This is a genomic window from Sphingobacterium sp. KH_072, assembly GCF_057837975.1.
The window spans coordinates 1311176-1327992 of the sequence record NZ_CM174457.1 but is presented as its reverse complement, the minus strand read 5'-3'; the positions used below and the strand labels follow the sequence as shown (position 1 = coordinate 1327992).

The 16817-nt window shown below is 42.9% G+C and carries 12 protein-coding genes; 5 read left to right on the top strand and 7 right to left on the bottom strand.

The window, feature by feature from the left end:
* Positions 1-1215, top strand: a complete 1215-nt coding sequence (locus AC3IRT_RS06165; protein ID WP_489395535.1) for a multidrug effflux MFS transporter — start codon at positions 1-3, stop codon at positions 1213-1215.
* Between the two features lie 10 nt (positions 1216-1225).
* Here the strand turns inward: AC3IRT_RS06165 and aroQ are convergent, their stop codons facing one another.
* Positions 1226-1648, bottom strand: a complete 423-nt coding sequence (gene aroQ, locus AC3IRT_RS06160; protein WP_489395534.1) for a type II 3-dehydroquinate dehydratase — start codon at positions 1646-1648, stop codon at positions 1226-1228.
* A gap of 49 nt (positions 1649-1697) precedes the next feature.
* Entirely contained in the window at positions 1698-3323 is a 1626-nt protein-coding gene (locus tag AC3IRT_RS06155; RefSeq protein WP_489395533.1) for a gliding motility protein RemB, read from the bottom strand.
* 200 nt (positions 3324-3523) lie between these two features.
* On the opposite strand from AC3IRT_RS06155, the gene AC3IRT_RS06150 reads away from it, so the two are divergent.
* Entirely contained in the window at positions 3524-4945 is a 1422-nt protein-coding gene (locus AC3IRT_RS06150) for a glycoside hydrolase family 125 protein (RefSeq protein ID WP_489395532.1), read from the top strand.
* Between the two features lie 318 nt (positions 4946-5263).
* Here the strand turns inward: AC3IRT_RS06150 and infB are convergent, their stop codons facing one another.
* From infB to AC3IRT_RS06130, 4 genes are all read right to left on the bottom strand, one after another.
* The gene (gene infB / locus AC3IRT_RS06145) at positions 5264-8245 is read right to left on the bottom strand and encodes a translation initiation factor IF-2 (protein ID WP_489395531.1); all 2982 of its coding nucleotides are present in this window, start codon (positions 8243-8245) and stop codon (positions 5264-5266) included.
* A 103-nt stretch (positions 8246-8348) separates the two neighbouring features.
* Positions 8349-9587 carry a transcription termination factor NusA gene (nusA, locus tag AC3IRT_RS06140; RefSeq protein ID WP_489395530.1) on the bottom strand — a complete coding sequence of 413 codons (1239 nt, stop codon included), beginning with the start codon at positions 9585-9587 and terminating at the stop codon, positions 8349-8351.
* A 2-nt stretch (positions 9588-9589) separates the two neighbouring features.
* A complete protein-coding gene (gene rimP / locus AC3IRT_RS06135) occupies positions 9590-10054 on the bottom strand; it encodes a ribosome assembly cofactor RimP (RefSeq protein ID WP_489395529.1) in 465 nt (154 codons plus the stop codon).
* Positions 10055-10161: 107 nt separating this feature from the next.
* The gene (locus AC3IRT_RS06130) at positions 10162-12429 is read right to left on the bottom strand and encodes a S9 family peptidase (protein ID WP_489395528.1); all 2268 of its coding nucleotides are present in this window, start codon (positions 12427-12429) and stop codon (positions 10162-10164) included.
* A gap of 116 nt (positions 12430-12545) precedes the next feature.
* On the opposite strand from AC3IRT_RS06130, the gene AC3IRT_RS06125 reads away from it, so the two are divergent.
* From AC3IRT_RS06125 to AC3IRT_RS06115, 3 genes are all read left to right on the top strand, one after another.
* On the top strand, positions 12546-13070 hold the full coding sequence (locus AC3IRT_RS06125) for a hypothetical protein (RefSeq protein WP_489395527.1): 525 nt from the start codon (positions 12546-12548) through the stop codon (positions 13068-13070).
* Between the two features lie 111 nt (positions 13071-13181).
* Positions 13182-13481, top strand: coding sequence for a hypothetical protein (locus tag AC3IRT_RS06120; protein ID WP_489395526.1), 300 nt, complete (start codon positions 13182-13184; stop codon positions 13479-13481).
* A 37-nt stretch (positions 13482-13518) separates the two neighbouring features.
* Positions 13519-13650, top strand: coding sequence for a hypothetical protein (locus tag AC3IRT_RS06115; RefSeq protein ID WP_489395525.1), 132 nt, complete (start codon positions 13519-13521; stop codon positions 13648-13650).
* Between the two features lie 101 nt (positions 13651-13751).
* Here AC3IRT_RS06115 and AC3IRT_RS06110 read toward each other — a convergent pair whose 3' ends face one another.
* Complete coding sequence (locus AC3IRT_RS06110) at positions 13752-16799, bottom strand: efflux RND transporter permease subunit (protein ID WP_489395524.1); 3048 nt, start codon at positions 16797-16799, stop codon at positions 13752-13754.
* Positions 16800-16817 lie beyond the last annotated feature (18 nt).

The following is a 16817-nucleotide window of genomic DNA, read 5'->3' as shown; positions in this document are numbered from 1 at the left end:
ATGAATTTTAATTCTCTTTCCAAATCAAGGCGTTTTATCATATTACTGATTCTTGGTTTGCTGTCTGCCATTGGCCCGTTTTCGATTGACATGTACCTCCCGGCTTTTGATACGATAGCAGCGGATTTCGATTCACCAATCGAAAAGATACAGTTATCGCTGACCGCTTTCTTTGTGGGTATCGCTATCGGTCAGATCATATACGGGCCACTTTTAGATAAATTTGGCCGCAAAAAACCGCTATTTGTTGGTCTCATCATTTATATCGTAGCGTCCATCATGTGTGCCTTCACCGAAAATGCTGACCACTTAATTGTGTTTCGCTTCTTGCAAGCTTTAGGTAGCTGCTCTGGTATGGTCGCATCTAGAGCTATGGTTCGTGACTATTTTGATCCTCGCGAAGGCGCTAAAGTTTTCAGTATGCTCATGTTGGTGATCGGTATTTCACCGATTATTGCGCCTAGTGTTGGTGCCTTTGTATTAGCCCATTTTGATTGGCATATCATTTTCCTTATCCTAACAGGTTTGGCTGTCTTAATTTTACTCGCCGTTATTTTTGTCTTACCAGAATCTTATAAAGGTAATCGGCACATGTCGTTGTACCCGAAAGATATCATAAAAGGTTACTGGTCGGTATTCAAGACGCCCGTATTCTTGCTTTATGCGATGGTTGGTGGTTTTGCAGCGAGTGGTTTGTACGCATACTTATCAGGATCACCATACGTACTGCAATCGCTGCATGGCCTTAGTGAATCGCAATATGGTATTGCGTTTGCGATGGTCGCATCATGCTTGATCATCGCCACGCAATTGAATCGGGTCTTGTTAAATAAGTTAACAAGTGAAGAAATTTCTAAGAAAGCGAGTTATTTCCAAGCATCTGCGGGGATTTTATTGGTCATATTTGCCCTCACGGGAATGCTTAACCTCATCACCTTGTTGGCATTAATCTGTTTATTTCTTTGCGCACAAGGATTTATTTTCCCTAATACCTCTGCCCTGGCTTTAGCGCCGTTTGATCGCTTAGCTGGTAGTGCTTCTGCTTTATTAGGATGTATACAGATGGCTTTGGGTGCCGGTTCTTCTGCGTTGGTTAGTCATTTTCATAATGGCACACAATTGCCGATGGTAGCGGTAATGTGCGGTGGCGCGTTAATCAGCTTTCTGATCTATTTATTGTTGCCCAAATTCAATAAGCGCAGAGCGCAAGTTTAATATTGTCTTTTTAAGACAACATTAAACTTAAAATTCCTAAACGATAGCTATTCAGTCCGAAACCAAGAATAACGCCTTTGCATTGCGCAGATAGATACGAATGATGTCTAAACTCTTCCCGTTGATGTACATTAGAAATGTGCACTTCGATCACGGGAGTAGTTACTGCCGCAATGGCATCCGCAATGGCAATAGAGGTGTGTGTGTACGCACCGGCATTCAGCACGATACCATCCCACTCAAATCCTACTCTTTGAATCTCATCAATAATAGCACCTTCGCTATTCGCTTGAAAATACATCAAATCTACATCAGGAAATTCGTCCTTCAATTCTTCAAAAAAGGAAACAAAATCCTGATCGCCATAAATGCTTTTCTCCCGTACTCCTAATAAGTTTAAGTTAGGGCCGTTTAATAGTAATATTTTTTTCATAGAGGATGATTGTCAAATGTTTGATGATATACAGCGTAGGTAAGAAAGCTTAAATATCGCCATAGAATGGTCGAAAAGTAGAACGTAAACCGACAGATATCACGCCTGTACGTATCGAAGGCCGATCAGCAATATTTTGCTGACGATGCGTATAGCCTACCTCAAAACGTAGATTGTACGTTGGGTTGAGTACATAAGAAGCACGCACATCTGCAAAGTATAAATCATTGCGAATACCTTGCCCGATGCTATTTCCGTACCAATTCGGATAATTCTCGTACGATTCGAAGATATCTCCGCCATAACTCGTACCATCGCCTGGATCTGTGCCAAATAAGCTATACATACCATGCAATGAAAAATGGAATCGTCTCCAAGCATAATTAGCAATACCCACTACTTCACGAAAATTAGCACCACGTGGATGAGCCAAAGGCTCCGCATTATTACTGTAATTAGAAATCGACACAAAGTGTTGATAAGTATATGGCCGTGCCAAATTGTATTCCGCAAGCAAGCTCAAGTTGCGCACGCCAAACATATGATATCCACGAGCACCCAGCTGTGCAGCCCATTTGTTGTGGATGTAGCCGTTTCCAGCAAAAAATTCGCTTCCCGTAAATTCGCCTAACAGAAACTGGCTGTACAGTGTGATGTTTTGCCATGTTTTATATTTAGCATTCAAACCCAGAAACATCTTGTCGGGCGACGAAGAGTTGTTGGATTCGATCGGACGCAGAAAATTGATCGGAATCGCATAATTCCAATCAAAACCTCGACTACCTGCTTGATTTCTATTGGCCCAGATCACGGCTTGAAAGAAACCGACTGACAAACGGTTTGAAATATTATAATCCAAGTATTGAAAAGCACCCCACTTTTTGCCATCACCAAATTGTGATCCACTGTTTAGCGAATCTATCCGTGCTGTCCTCGGGTCATTCATATACGCCCATACCGAGGTATAGCGCACGTTACCAACCGAACCTGTAAGTCGAAGTTGCGCATAATTAGAAGAAAAGTCGGATAAAAGCACGGAGCGGTAACCGTCACCGATATGATTGCGATCGTAACCTACCGAAGCTTGAAAATAATCACCAAATGCGTAGGTCGCATTGGCCGTCGCAAAAAGCCACGATTTACGATCTCCATTACTGCTTCGCACTACACCTTGCCCTGGCACCACCTCATTGGTATTGATATAATCGGTTAGATAATTCGGAAACACCGCGCGATTATCAATCAGATTACCATAAAACACAAACTTATCTTTGTAACTGAAGCCGGCTTGTATTCCTTTAGAACCTAGCCACACATTTTTCCTGTCGGACGCGCTCAGATCTGAACCAATCATCAGATCAGGAATCACATCGGCATAGAAGCGATAATCTTCGCCATTCGCCTCCACTAAATGTTCATTAAATAGCTTTCTTGCAAACCAATTATCAGAATTGGTACGATTCAAAGTAGTAATAGAATCGTGCGCAGCAAATAACCTTTTCTTCAATAATAAAGGTTTTACAGTAGTAAACTCACGACTATCGGCTCCGTATAGCACCTCTCCATATTGCTGGTATAGAGAATAGGAATAAGGTAAGTAATCTATCTGCGCGCGAGCCGGAACAGCAAACCCTAAACAACCTAAGGCGAGGATCAAACCGTGAGAAATCTTCATAACCACGAAATTAGACAAAATTTTTAATGCAGGACGCAATTTTTGTACCTAAATAGCTACGTTCAAAGAATACATCATTTAAATCTAACTATAATAGATGGTTAGGTTAGGCTAAAACGTTTTTATTAATATTTTTTTGCATAAAATATGTATCTTGTAGCACACAATAATAAACTAAAAAACCTATAATATACATTAGCATGAAGCGTAGAACCTTTATTCAGAACTCCGCTCTTTTTGGCGCAGGCATGTTGGCAAGCAAGTTTTCACTAGCCGCCGATGGGTACTCCAACTTTCCGGTAGTCAGAGTCGCTGAGAAAGACAGACATTTTAAAAGTAAAGTTGTCGAGAATATTATTAAAGAATTTCAAAGCAAAGTGGCCGACAAGGAATTGGGCTGGTTGTTTCACAACTGTTTTCCAAACACCTTAGATACGACCATATATGACGACTCTACTGCCACTCAAAAATTGACCTACGTAATTACGGGCGACATCGATGCGATGTGGTTGCGTGATAGTAGTGCGCAAGTGTGGCCGTATTTGCCCTTCATGAAAAAGGATAAAAATCTGCAAAACTTGATCGTTGGATTGATCAACAAACAAGCAAAGTGTATCAACATAGATCCATATGCCAATGCATTCTATAACGATCCAACCAAAGAGGGCGAATGGTTTTCGGATCATACCGAGATGAAAGCTGGAATCCATGAGCGCAAGTGGGAAATCGATTCTTTGTGTTATCCAGTTCGTTTGGCTCATGCCTATTGGCAAGAAACCAAAGATACTTCTCCTTTCGATGCGGAATGGGTACAAGCACAGGAAAACACTTACAAAACCTTCGTGGAGCAACAGCGTAAGGAAAGTTTAGGTCCGTACAACTTTATGCGTACCACACCTCGTGGTACAGATACCTTGCAAGTAGATGGCTGGGGATATCCAGTAAAGCCAGTTGGCTTAATCTGCTCTAGCTTCCGCCCATCGGATGACTGTACCATGTTACCGTTCTTGATTCCTTCAAACCTATTTGCGATTGTCAGTTTAAGACAATCAGCGGAGATCTTGAGAAAGGTAAAAAACAACACCGACTTAGCACAGAAAATGGAAGCCTTGGCAAACGAAGTGGAGCAAGCGGTGAATAAATACGGTATCATCGACCACCCAACACACGGACGTGTTTACGCATTCGAAGTAGATGGTTATGGTAGTTATATGATGATGGATGATGCGAATGTACCAAGCTTATTATCGCTACCTTACTTAGGTGCTGTGGATAAGAATGATGAGGTATACCAACGCACGCGCAAATTCATCCTTTCGGAAGAAAATCCTTTCTTCTTTAAAGGAACGGCGGCTGAAGGAGTTGGTGGTCCGCATATCGGACGTGATATGATCTGGCCAATGGCGATCATCATGCGCGCGATGACTTCTTCGGACGATGCAGAAATTAGAACATGTATCCAAACGCTGAAGAAAACGCATGGCGATACTGGTTTTATGCACGAATCATTTCACAAGGATGATCCTAAAAACTACACGCGTCACTGGTTTGCCTGGACAAATACCTTATTCGGTGAATTGCTTTGGAAAACCTATCAAGAGAAACCAAGCTTATTGGTATAATTGACGACGAGATTGACTGATCCAGGAATAGATGCGCTATCTGTAATTCTGTCCTGCTAATCATTTCACACAGAAGAGCCACCCAAGAAAGGTGGCTCTTCTGTGTGAATTATTTATTGCATATAGCTATTCCTACCCTCTTCTTCAACTCGAAATAATCGCCGAATTAGCTGCGCTATTAAATTAGTGCAAAGTGGGATTGAAATTACCTATACAACTTGGTGGAAAAGAAAAAGTCCTGACATGGATAAACCATGTCAGGACTTGTAACTGTATATTCTAGTAATCTTCTACGCTTCTTCAAGCGCGGAGCACCGATTACAATTTACGTTTAACTTCTACTTGCTCATAAGCTTCCACGATATCACCCTCTTGGATCTCGTTAAAACGATCGATGTTAAGACCACATTCGTAACCGAATGTTACCTCTTTCACATCGTCTTTGAAACGCTTCAAGGAAGCTAATTTGCCGGTATGAATTACCACACCATCGCGAATCACGCGGATATCATTGTTTCTATTAATCTTACCTTCCAAGACCATACATCCAGCAATAGTTCCCACTTTAGAGATTTTAAAGGTCTCACGGATCTCCACGTTAGCCACGATCTTCTCTTCGAATTTCGGTGCCAACATACCTTCCATCGCCGACTTGATCTCATCGATCGCATCGTAGATGATGGAGTACAATCTGATGTCGATCTGCTCTTGCTCGGCCAATTTACGTGATCCCTGTGTAGGACGTACTTGGAAACCAATGATAATCGCATCGGAAGCGGATGCTAACAATACATCTGACTCAGAGATTGCTCCCACCGATTTGTGAATGATATTCACTTGAATCTCGTCGGTAGACAATTTCAATAATGAATCGGATAGTGCCTCGATAGATCCATCCACATCACCTTTCACGATCAAGTTAAGCTCCTTGAAGTTACCGATTGCCAGACGACGACCGATCTCATCCAAAGTAATGTGCTTAGTAGCACGCATTCCTTGCTCACGCTGCAATTGTAGACGTTTGTTGGCTACCTGTCTTGCTTCTGGTTCGCTTTCCATCGCGTAGAATTTATCTCCCGCTGTCGGTGCGCCGCCCATACCCAAGATCTGTACTGGAGTAGCTGGACCTGCTTCTTTAACCCGCTCGCCACGCTCGTTGGTTAACGCTTTCACTTTACCAGAGTGTGAACCTGCTAAGATCGCATCTCCAACACGCAATGTACCACCTTGAATCAATACCGTAGTCACAATACCACGACCTTTATCTAGTGCTGCTTCAATTACAGAACCTACTGCACGTTTCTTAGGATCCGCTTTCAGATCTAATAATTCTGCTTCTAATAATACTTTCTCTAGTAATAACTCGACGTTATCACCCGTTTTTGCTGAGATCTCCTGAGCTTGGTATTTACCACCCCATTCTTCTACCAAGATATTCATCGCAGAAAGTTGCTCGCGAATTCTATCTGGGTTTGATCCCGCTTTATCTACTTTCGTAAAGGCAAATACAATCGGCACACCAGCTGCTTGCGCATGGTTAATGGCCTCTTTCGTTTGCGGCATCACGGCATCATCCGCCGCGATCACGATAATAACAATATCGGTTACCTTGGCACCACGTGCACGCATCGCCGTAAAGGCTTCGTGACCCGGTGTATCTAAGAACGTGATCTGACGCCCATCTTCTAGTTTTACAGCATATGCACCGATGTGCTGCGTAATACCTCCGGCTTCACCACCTGTCACGTTAGCCTTACGTATAAAATCTAATAAGGATGTTTTACCGTGGTCAACGTGTCCCATCACCGTTACGATTGGTGCTCTAGGAACTAAGTTTTCTTCTATATCTGCTACTTCAAGATCAGCAACCTCTTCGTCTTCTGGTTTGATGAACTCAATTTCATAACCGAATTCGTCTGCTACAATCGTTAGCGTCTCTGCATCCAAACGTTGGTTGATGGACACGAACATGCCTAAGCTCATACAAGTCGAAATAACCTGCGTCACCGACACGTCCATCAAATTCGCCAATTCATTCGCTGTGACAAACTCTGTGACACGAAGAATTCTTGATTGTGCTTCTTGCTCCATTGCCGCCTCTTCCGCAGATAGGGCAACATCATCGCGTTTCTGGCGACGTAGTTTGGCACGTTGAGCAAACTTACCTGATTTACCAGCTCCGCTCAAGCGAGCTAATGTCGCTTTGATTTGATCTTGGATATCTTTTTCAGTAGGTTCCTCTTTCGGAGTTGCCGGTCCTGTAGCTCTTCCACGATTATCTTGGCGACCTCTGTTTCCTGGGTGATTACGATCTCCCGGTCTTCCTGGTCCACCTGTTCTGTTACGATCATTCGGCCCGCCGCCTGGACGGTTCTGCTGAGATCCCGTAGCTCCTGGCGTAGTTTGGCCAGGTTTATTAGGTGGTGTAATCGTACGTTTGCGCTTACGTCTGTTGTCGTTGTTAGCGGCATCAGATGAAGAGGCAACTGGTTTATTCGATTTAAATACAGGAAGCTCAATTTTACCGATCACCTTCGGCCCTGATAAGGTGGTAGATCTGGCACGAATGACTTCATTGTTAGCTTCTGGAGCTTTAACGGGAGGTTTAGTCTCGTCTTTTTTCTCTATTGGCTGCGCTTTGGCAACTTCCGCTGGTTTTTCTTCCGGCTTTTTATTTTCGGCCGATACCACTGGTTTCTCTACTGGTTTCTGTTCCACTTTAGGTTCAGGTGCTGTTTCTTGTTTCGGAGCTTCTGCTTGAGGTTTTGCTACTACAGGCTCTTCTTTCTTCACCTCTGCTACCACTGGTGGTGTTACCACCGGTTCTGCTTTCGGCTCTTCTTTTACAGGTTGTTCGGCTTTTGGCGCTGGCTTACCCCGCTTAAGGCTATCCAAATCAATTTTACCGACCACTTTCAGCGGACTTCTTTCTTCCTTGATTTCTTCCTGCTTTTGTGCAACAACGGGCTCTACAGGCTCCTGCTTCGCAGCTGGTTCCTGATCGGCTTCCGCTTTACTTTCGCGGTCATCAGTGGCGTCGACAGTAGTTTCAGGCTGATTGACAACAGGAGCTTCATCACGGCGAATCTTTCCGATTACGATTTGTTTTGCTTCGTCTTTTACTATTTTATCTCCCTGAAACTCTTTCAAAAGAACAGCATACATATCTGGTCCCAGCTTCGTGTTTGGCTTCGACTCCACGTCAAACCCTTTCTTCACCAAGAAGTCTACGGCTGTCCCGATTCCTATGTTTAGTTCTTTTGCTGCTTTCAGCAAATTAATGCTTTTACCTTCTGTCATCTAACTTATACTCGCTATAAAATATGATACTACAAAAATATGTTTTTTTTACACCTATTTAACATTTTAATGAAAAATAGTCTTGCCGTTTTTGTTCTGTAGATTATTCAAATTCTGCTTGCAGAATTCGCACAATCTCTTGGATAGTATCTTCCTCCAAGTCGGTACGGCGTACCAATTCTTCTTGAGACAGTGACAATACTGATTTGGCGGTATCCAGACCAACGCGTTTCAATTCGTCGATGATCCAGCTATCGATCTCGTCAGAGAATTCTTCGATATCCACATCCTCATCAATTTCATCATTCTCTCTGTATACATCAATCTCGTAACCAGTCAACTTGCCGGCCAACTTAATATTGTGACCACCACGACCAATCGCTAATGATACTTGATCTGGCTTCAGGTATACGGCTGCTGTAGAATCCCCATCGCTCAATTTAATAGAACTGATGCGTGCTGGACTCAAGGCACGGGTGATGTATAATGAACTATTGGTGGTGAAGTTAATCACGTCAATATTCTCATTGCGCAACTCGCGAACGATACCATGAATACGCGAACCTTTCATACCCACACAAGCTCCTACTGGATCAATACGATCATCATAAGATTCTACGGCTACTTTGGCACGCTCTCCTGGTTCACGAACGATCTTCTTGATGGTAATCAATCCATCAAAAATTTCTGGAACTTCCAGTTCGAATAGACGCTGTAGGAATTCTGGCGCAGTACGAGAGATAATAATTTTTGGATTATTATTCATCATATCCACCTTGTGTACTACGGCACGAACGTTATCTCCTTTTTTGAAATAATCTGCAGGGATTTGCTCAGTTTTTGGCATGATCAACTCATTGCCATCCTCATCCAATACCAAGATTTCTTTTTTCCAGATTTGGTATACTTCACCAATCACTAGTTCGCCTTCGCGATCTTTGTATTTCTTGAATACCTCATCTTTCTCTAGCTCCAATACTTTCGAAACCAACGTCTGGCGAGCAGCTAAAATTGCTCTACGACCAAAGCTCTCTAATGTGATTTGCTCAATATAATCGTCTCCAACCTCCAAATCAGGATCGTATGTATGCGCTTCTTTCAATTCGATCTCTAGATCATCATCTTCAGAAAAACCATCATCCATTACCGTACGGGTACGCCAGATCTCTAAATCTCCATTATCAGGATTGACAATAACATCGACATTTTCGTCGGTGCCAAAGCGTTTACGAATCATACTACGGAATACCTCTTCCAATACGGTGATCACCGTCGGACGATCTATATTCTTGAAATCTTTAAACTCCTGAAACGAGTCAATTAAATTAATATCGCTGCTCATTTTTATTTAAATGAAATTAACACCTTAGTCTCCTTTATATCTGCAAAAGGAATCTCACGCTCTTCTTCGCGTGCTTTCTTCCCCTTTTCTTTTACTTTTTCTGTCAGCTGCACTACCGTATCGGAGGCTGCTAATAGCGTACCTTCTCGCGTGCTTGCATCTTGCAAAGTAATTTTCACTTGACGACCCACATTTTTCTGGTATTGACGCAACAACTCTAAAGGATAATCAACTCCCGGAGATGATACTTCCAAACGATACGCTTGGTCTAGCACATTTTCTTCCTCCAAATGATACCCTACGTGGCGGCTAATCTGTGCACAATCTTCAATCGGTAATCCTTGATCTCCATCTACTAAGATAGACAAAACACCATTGCTTTGCATCTTAATACGAACGATAAATAAGTCATCCCGATCGGCGATTTTTTCCTCCACCAGCTCCCGTACCCGTTGCTCTACCTGCATAAATGATTCACGATTTGAATTAAAAAAAGGGGGCAAATGATGCCCCCTTCCTCTCAGATGTACAAAGATACTAATATTATTTGAAATACAAACTACCGTTATAAAGATTAGTGAAGGTGCTTTCCGAAGAAACCCATCATCGCTTTATAGAATTGAATTTGATTTTCTTCTTTTCCAAAACCATGTCCCTCATCGTACTTCACCATATAAGGTACATCCACACCTTTCTCGCGCAAAGCTTTCACGATCTGGTCTGCCTCAGCAATCTTAACACGTGGGTCATTTGCACCTTGCACGACAAATAGTGGCGCTTGGATCTTCTCGATATGAAAGATGGGAGAAACTTCTGTCGCAATCGCTGCTTCTTTCTCATCATCCAAGTCATACCAGATTTCGTATAACATGTCTTTATAAGGCTTCCAGTATTCCGGAATCGAACTCATCAACGTGAAGATATTGGAAACACCCACATAATCTACACCAGCTTTATACAGTTCTGGCGTCTTGGTCAAACCACGCAACACAGCATAACCACCGTGGCTACCACCATAGATCGCAATATTGTCTTTATCGACCCAACCTTGCTCAATCGCATATTGAATCCCATCTTCTACATCGTCCATGGCTTTACGCCCAACTTGCTTGAACCCAGCACGCAAAAATTCTTTGCCATAACCGCCAGAAACGCGGAAATTCACCTGTAATGTTGCGTATCCACGACTCGCAAAAAGTTGCGTTTCTGGGTTGAAGCCCCAACTATCACGCACACCTTGCGGCCCACCATGCGGATTGACAATCAAAGGCACTTTTTGTCCATCAACTGCTGCTTTTGGAAGCGTAATATAGCCGTGAATCGTTAGTCCATCACGCGAAGTGAACTGAATAGGACGAACCTCTGCCATGTCCGCTTCCTTCAATTGAGGCATTAAGTCGACCAATAAGGTTGCTTTGCCAGAAGCCGTATCATAGTGATAATACTTGCCGTACAACTTATCGCTCTGTACAATAATCAACAGTTGATCCTCATCGTCAGTTTTGCCTACTACTCTAAATTCGTAGCCTGGAAACTGCTTTTCCAGATTCGCATAAATCTTCTTAAAGGTCTCACTGATTGGCTTGATCTCTACCTTCTCCCCTTCGAAACCTACATAATCCACTTCCCAGTTACGTTTTCTGGATAGAGAAATTAAATCGGCATCAAATTGATCGTGCGCAAATATTTCGCGAATCTCTTCATTCTTGTTCAAATCGTACAACACGATACGAGCACGATCGGAAGTGAGATTGGTAATCGCATAGGCTTCATCCTTATTTTCTGAGGCGTAATTGAAGGATACAATACTGAACGAATCATCCCATCTGCCCGTATGTTTCTTTACGAAACCATCTGTACCAGCAGCCTTATAATAATACTCGGTCTGCGTCCCGTTTAGCATCTTGGCGTAGCCGCGTAACACACCTTCTTTATCAAAATCATACCCGACAATCGCATTGGCAGGATCTTCATTGGTAAATAGCTTTTCTAGATCACCTGTATTGATATTTACCTTATAAGGCTCAAAAACTTGTTTATTATCCTTATTCATCTGCACGATGATAAAGTCTTTTTGCTCCTTCAGCATATTGAGAATACTGGCTTGCACACCTTCAAATGGGGTAAGATCTATGCCGTTGCTACCATCGATATTGATTGCAAATAGGTGATAATTTTCATTACCCCCTTCGTCCATCACATAAATCAATCGGTTATCATTAACCCAGCCCGTACCCCGAATAAGCTCGTCTTTCTCTTCGATCGCACGCATGACATTACCCGTAGATACTTCTTTGATCATCACATGACGCTTATTTTTGTCGTCCTTCTCGCGGTACAATATATATTTACCGTTTGGAGATAACTGAAAACCTGAAGTGACGGGCTTAGCAAAATAGTCTTTTACTTGATATGCGAAATCACCAGCGTCTAAAGCGATTAAGGCATCGATCTCTTCGGGACTAGAAACTAGCGACGGATCTCCGGGTTTTGTAATCGTGGTTTTTTCCAGAACTAAAGGCATTTCCATGCCTCCTTGCGAGAATGTTCCTGTGATTTTTCCACTTTCCAACGTGCCGGCATATTTCATTCCGGCTTGTTCTAGAGCCACCGATAAGGTATTATTCTCAAACGTGGATGGGGATAATGGCAATCCGCTCGCTCCCTGCATCGGAATGTCTAACGTGGCAGCGATGCCGTCAGGTGTTTCTGTAATATGGAAGACAAGCTCCAAGCTTGTGCCTTGGATATCCAACTTCCCTTTCCAATCACCTGCGATTTGCGCAAAAGTACTACTCATACCCAAAAGTACAAATATGAGTGTAAATAGATTTCTTTTCATTGTTAAAAATGGCTTTTTATACTAATTAGTAGCGCTAACCTACCGTTTGTTACACTTAATTACAAAAAAACTTTTTTATCCCTGCGCGGTTTTAATTAAGACAGAAAAGTTTAATTATGATTAATCGACCAACAACCTCAGCAGCCTATTTATTGTTTTTGGTATTAGCAACCGTACTCTATAGTTGCCACAGTATAGAACAAAAGCGCGAACAACAAAAAGATCCCGATAGCCTAGACTTGATGACGGATGAGCACGCAGGTACTGTATTAACAGATGTGCCATTTGCGATCGCACAAAATTATTTCGTAAAGAATGATGCCCAGATACCCGAAGATCCTAAAATCACCAGCCAAGCAGATTTTGACCTAGTTTTTGGCAATGCTACATTGATGGGCGAGGATGGGCAGTCGACTCCAATAGATTTTGAGCAGCAATTTGTCATTGCTATTGTGCTGGATCAATCTGATTTTGCAACGAAAATCGAGTCCATGGATCTACGAAAATTGGATGCAGAGAAAATCCAGTTTCGCTATACGGTTACTGTTGGGGAACGCCAACAGTATATTTCTCAACCTGCTTTGATCTTGGTGGTGGATAAAAAACACGATGCTGACGTAGTGCTTAAGCGGACAGATTAAACTTAGAAAGGATCTATTATTGTATCGTTAACTGTTCTAGTCAAGGTAATTTATTGCTTACAACTGTAGCGAGTAGTATTAATTGCCCTAACAAATCTTTAACTTTACCGCATGAAAGCATTGGCTGTACTCCTGTTAGCTCTACTATTCTCCGTAGAAAATTTTGCACAGGAAATTCCTGCCACATACGCCGTTTCTGAAAATTTTAATTTCTGGAATCTTGAAGAAGGTGCAACAGCTTATGTGATTGCAGATGAGGCCTACATCAGAGATTACCCAAGTACAAATGCTAAACTACTGGATTCTATTGTAGTAGGAACCGCTGTCAAAATTATCAGCATTGGTTACAACAACAGTATAATAAGAGGTTTTTATGCGCCTTGGCATATGATTTCGTACCAAAAAAAATAACGAAACCAAAACGGGTTTTATATGGTTAGGCCTATTGGTGTATAAAAACATTGAAGAAGGCGTAGCGGAGGATCCTGATCCGGAAGATTCTAAAATGACCATCACAAAAAGACAGGAAACGTATATCTGGGATGGAAAAATACTCTCACAAGTTGTGGAAATGAAATAAACATAAACTGCATTACGCAATAATAACATTAAAACTGCCCTGATAGCTTAACGCAATCGGGGCAGTTTCATTCAGAAAACACTTCGCAAGTACCGATATTACTAATCCGCTACGTTCGGCGGGATTAGTTTGTAAATCACGGGAGTCACGACACGTGATAGCAAAGTCGAACTAATCAAACCGCCGATCATGACAATCGCCAACGGCGAAATAAGCGGATTAGACGACCAGGCAATCGGCATCAAACCTCCAATAGCGGTTAACGAAGTAAGGATAATAGGCAAGAAGCGAATCTCGCCTGCTTTTTCAATGGCTTCGTTCAAAGGCATTCCTTCTCGACGCAATTGATTGGTAAAATCCACTAACAAAATGGTATTCTTCACCTCTATTCCAGCGAGTGCTACTATACCTATCGTTGCTACAAAAGACAGCGTATTCCCCGTCATTAGCAACGCTAAAACAGCGCCCACAATGCCCAATGGTATCACAGACAATACAATCAGCGTACTTTTGAATGTCTTGAATTCCAAAACCAACACCGCGATGAACATAAAGACAGTGATAATAATTATGGTCGAAAACCCGCCAAAGGCCGCTTCCCGACTTTCTACTTCACCGCCCATCGAATAGCTATAGCCATCTGGAAAATCAAAGCTGTCCATCTGTTGAATCACCGAGGTAATTACCTCGTCGTTGCCGTAGCCTTTTTGCACGAAGGAGTTGACCGAAACTGTACGTTCTTTGTTACGGTGAAAAATGCTTGATGGCGACGATTCTAGTTCGAAGCTAGCCAGTTGGTACAACGGAATCGATTGTCCTTCTATATTTTGTACAAATATGCCTTCCAAGGTATTCAAATCAGCATATTCGCCTCGGGGAACAGTAACCAGTACTTCGTAATCGTTGTCATCAGAGTTGGGATCCGAAAACGTTCCTGCGGAATATCCAGCAAGCGCTACACGCACCGTTTGATCAATCGTGCTACTCGGCACACCAAAAGCCATCGCTTTTTCGCGATTCACGCGCACACGAATATCGGATTTATTACTTTTGATAGGGTTGTTTACATATTCCGTACCGGCTGTCTTTTTAAGCAGTGTCTCTACCGATGCAGCCAATCGTTGGAGCGTATCAAGGTTCTCCCCTTCTATACGAACCTCCACAGGTGAAAGTACAGGCACACCTTGCTCAAAGTCACGTACTTCTACCTTTGCACCTAGATAGGGCGACCAACGTTTGCGTAATTGCTCGATCAATGCGATCTTTTGTTTTGATTTTACATCATCGTGTAGCTGTACAAATATTTCGGCATACGCCGGATTTTCATTGGCTTGCTGCATATTATAATACACGCGCGGATTACCTTTACCGACGTTACTGGTATAGTATTTCACATCCGCAATCTCGCTGAGTTCTTGCTCTATTTGTCGGGTAATGCTGTCTGTCGTCATGGTGTTTGCCTGCTGCGAAGCAGTTACATGCACCATAAATTGCGGTTTCTCGGACGGTGGAAACAGACTGAAACCAACTACTGGAATGAGCGCTAATGAAGCCACAAAAATAACTGCAGCAATCACCGTCGTGATTATCGGATGTTTCAATGCTTTGTCCAATAATTTACCATAGGTCTGGTGGATTCCTTTTTGCATGGTGCGGAGAATGATATTTCCACCCTCGTGCTCATGCGGCTTCAGCAGCTTACTCGCCAAGAATGGTACCACCAACAGCGCCACCAACATCGAGCCAACCACCGAAGCAATTACTGCCGTCGGCATACTGCGAATAAATTCGCCCGCCATTTCGGGCATAAACATCAAGGGCATAAAAGCAATCACCAACGTGACCGTACAACCCACCACAGCCAAGGCGATTTGTTGTGTACCTTTAATAGCGGCATCCAATCGAGAATAGCCATCGCGCATCCAGCGCTCAATATTTTCGACCACAACAATACTATCATCCACCACCAAACCGAGCGCCACTACAAAACCGACAATACTCAATTGATTAAGCGAATAACCCGCAATGTTCATCGTAATTAAGCCCAAGCCAAGCGATAGCGGAATAGCGATCATCACGACCACCGAAGCGCGTGTACCCAGTGGCAACAATGTAATCAGCACCAACGTAATCGCAATTAAGAAATCAATTCCTAATCCACTAAGGCGCTGGTTGACGTTATTTCCTTGATCGAATGATAAAATTAGATCGACATTATCCGGGAGCTTTTCTTTAAAGTTGGTTAATACTTTCGCGTACGCTTCCTGTGTTTGCGCAATATTCTCGCCCTCTTTTTGCGCAGCATTGATCAGTACACATTGGTATCCATTCAAGCGCGTGATGTGTGTATTAGGACCAAAACTCGGATATACATCGGCAATATCTTCCAAAAACACGTTGCGCCCTTCGGCACTTGATACGACTGTACGGCGAATTTGGGTTACATCTTGATAACTTCCGCTTGTCGTTACGCTGAAATGTCGGGTTCCTGCATCCAAACTTCCGCCGGGGATATTTTGGGTTTCGCTGCGTACAATTTGTAAGACGCGATCCATGGGGATTTTCTGCTCGCGCATTTTGTCCATATGCAGATCGACACGTATTTGCTGCGGCGGCATGCCAGATATGTTCACATCTTTCAATGATTTCACTTTTTCCAATTCCGCTTTCAGATCTTCAGAAAGTCGCTTCATGGTCGTTCGTGATGCGTTTTCAGACACCAAAGCCGCTTGTATCACGCTCACGTTGTTGGGATCTACTTTCAGCACTTGCATGCTGTAGATGTTTTCGGGCAATTCACTGCGTGCGGCATTCAACTCCCGTACCATTTCTTGATACTTGCTTTCGTAGTCCGTTTTGAATTCATATTCCACGAAGATAAAAGCCAGACCATTATTGATGGTCGTCTTGATCGTCTTGATGTTGTCTAATCCGTAAAAGCGCGATTCCAATGGTTTTACCACGAGATTCTCCATATCTTTTGGACTGGTACCGGGATAAACCACCACGACTGGAAAGTTTGAAGCCTTCATTTCAGGATCTTCTGCGCGCGGCATAGTGAGCAGGGTGCTAATGGCAACAACCATGATCATTACCACCATAATCAGGGTAAACTGATAGTTTTTGATTGGGTATTTTATAAGGCTCATAGCGATAGTTTCTAAAAT

What these genes read in the sequence shown, in the direction of transcription:
- AC3IRT_RS06125 (WP_489395527.1), top strand. Translation starts at nt 12,546, where the DNA reads ATGATTAATCGACCAACAACCTCAGCAGCCTATTTATTGTTTTTGGTA.
- aroQ (WP_489395534.1), bottom strand. Translation starts at nt 1,648, where the DNA reads ATGAAAAAAATATTACTATTAAACGGCCCTAACTTAAACTTATTAGGA.
- AC3IRT_RS06120 (WP_489395526.1), top strand. Translation starts at nt 13,182, where the DNA reads ATGAAAGCATTGGCTGTACTCCTGTTAGCTCTACTATTCTCCGTAGAA.
- AC3IRT_RS06165 (WP_489395535.1), top strand. Translation starts at nt 1, where the DNA reads ATGAATTTTAATTCTCTTTCCAAATCAAGGCGTTTTATCATATTACTG.
- nusA (WP_489395530.1), bottom strand. Translation starts at nt 9,587, where the DNA reads ATGAGCAGCGATATTAATTTAATTGACTCGTTTCAGGAGTTTAAAGAT.
- AC3IRT_RS06130 (WP_489395528.1), bottom strand. Translation starts at nt 12,429, where the DNA reads ATGAAAAGAAATCTATTTACACTCATATTTGTACTTTTGGGTATGAGT.
- infB (WP_489395531.1), bottom strand. Translation starts at nt 8,245, where the DNA reads ATGACAGAAGGTAAAAGCATTAATTTGCTGAAAGCAGCAAAAGAACTA.
- AC3IRT_RS06150 (WP_489395532.1), top strand. Translation starts at nt 3,524, where the DNA reads ATGAAGCGTAGAACCTTTATTCAGAACTCCGCTCTTTTTGGCGCAGGC.
- rimP (WP_489395529.1), bottom strand. Translation starts at nt 10,054, where the DNA reads ATGCAGGTAGAGCAACGGGTACGGGAGCTGGTGGAGGAAAAAATCGCC.
- AC3IRT_RS06155 (WP_489395533.1), bottom strand. Translation starts at nt 3,323, where the DNA reads ATGAAGATTTCTCACGGTTTGATCCTCGCCTTAGGTTGTTTAGGGTTT.
- AC3IRT_RS06110 (WP_489395524.1), bottom strand. Translation starts at nt 16,799, where the DNA reads ATGAGCCTTATAAAATACCCAATCAAAAACTATCAGTTTACCCTGATT.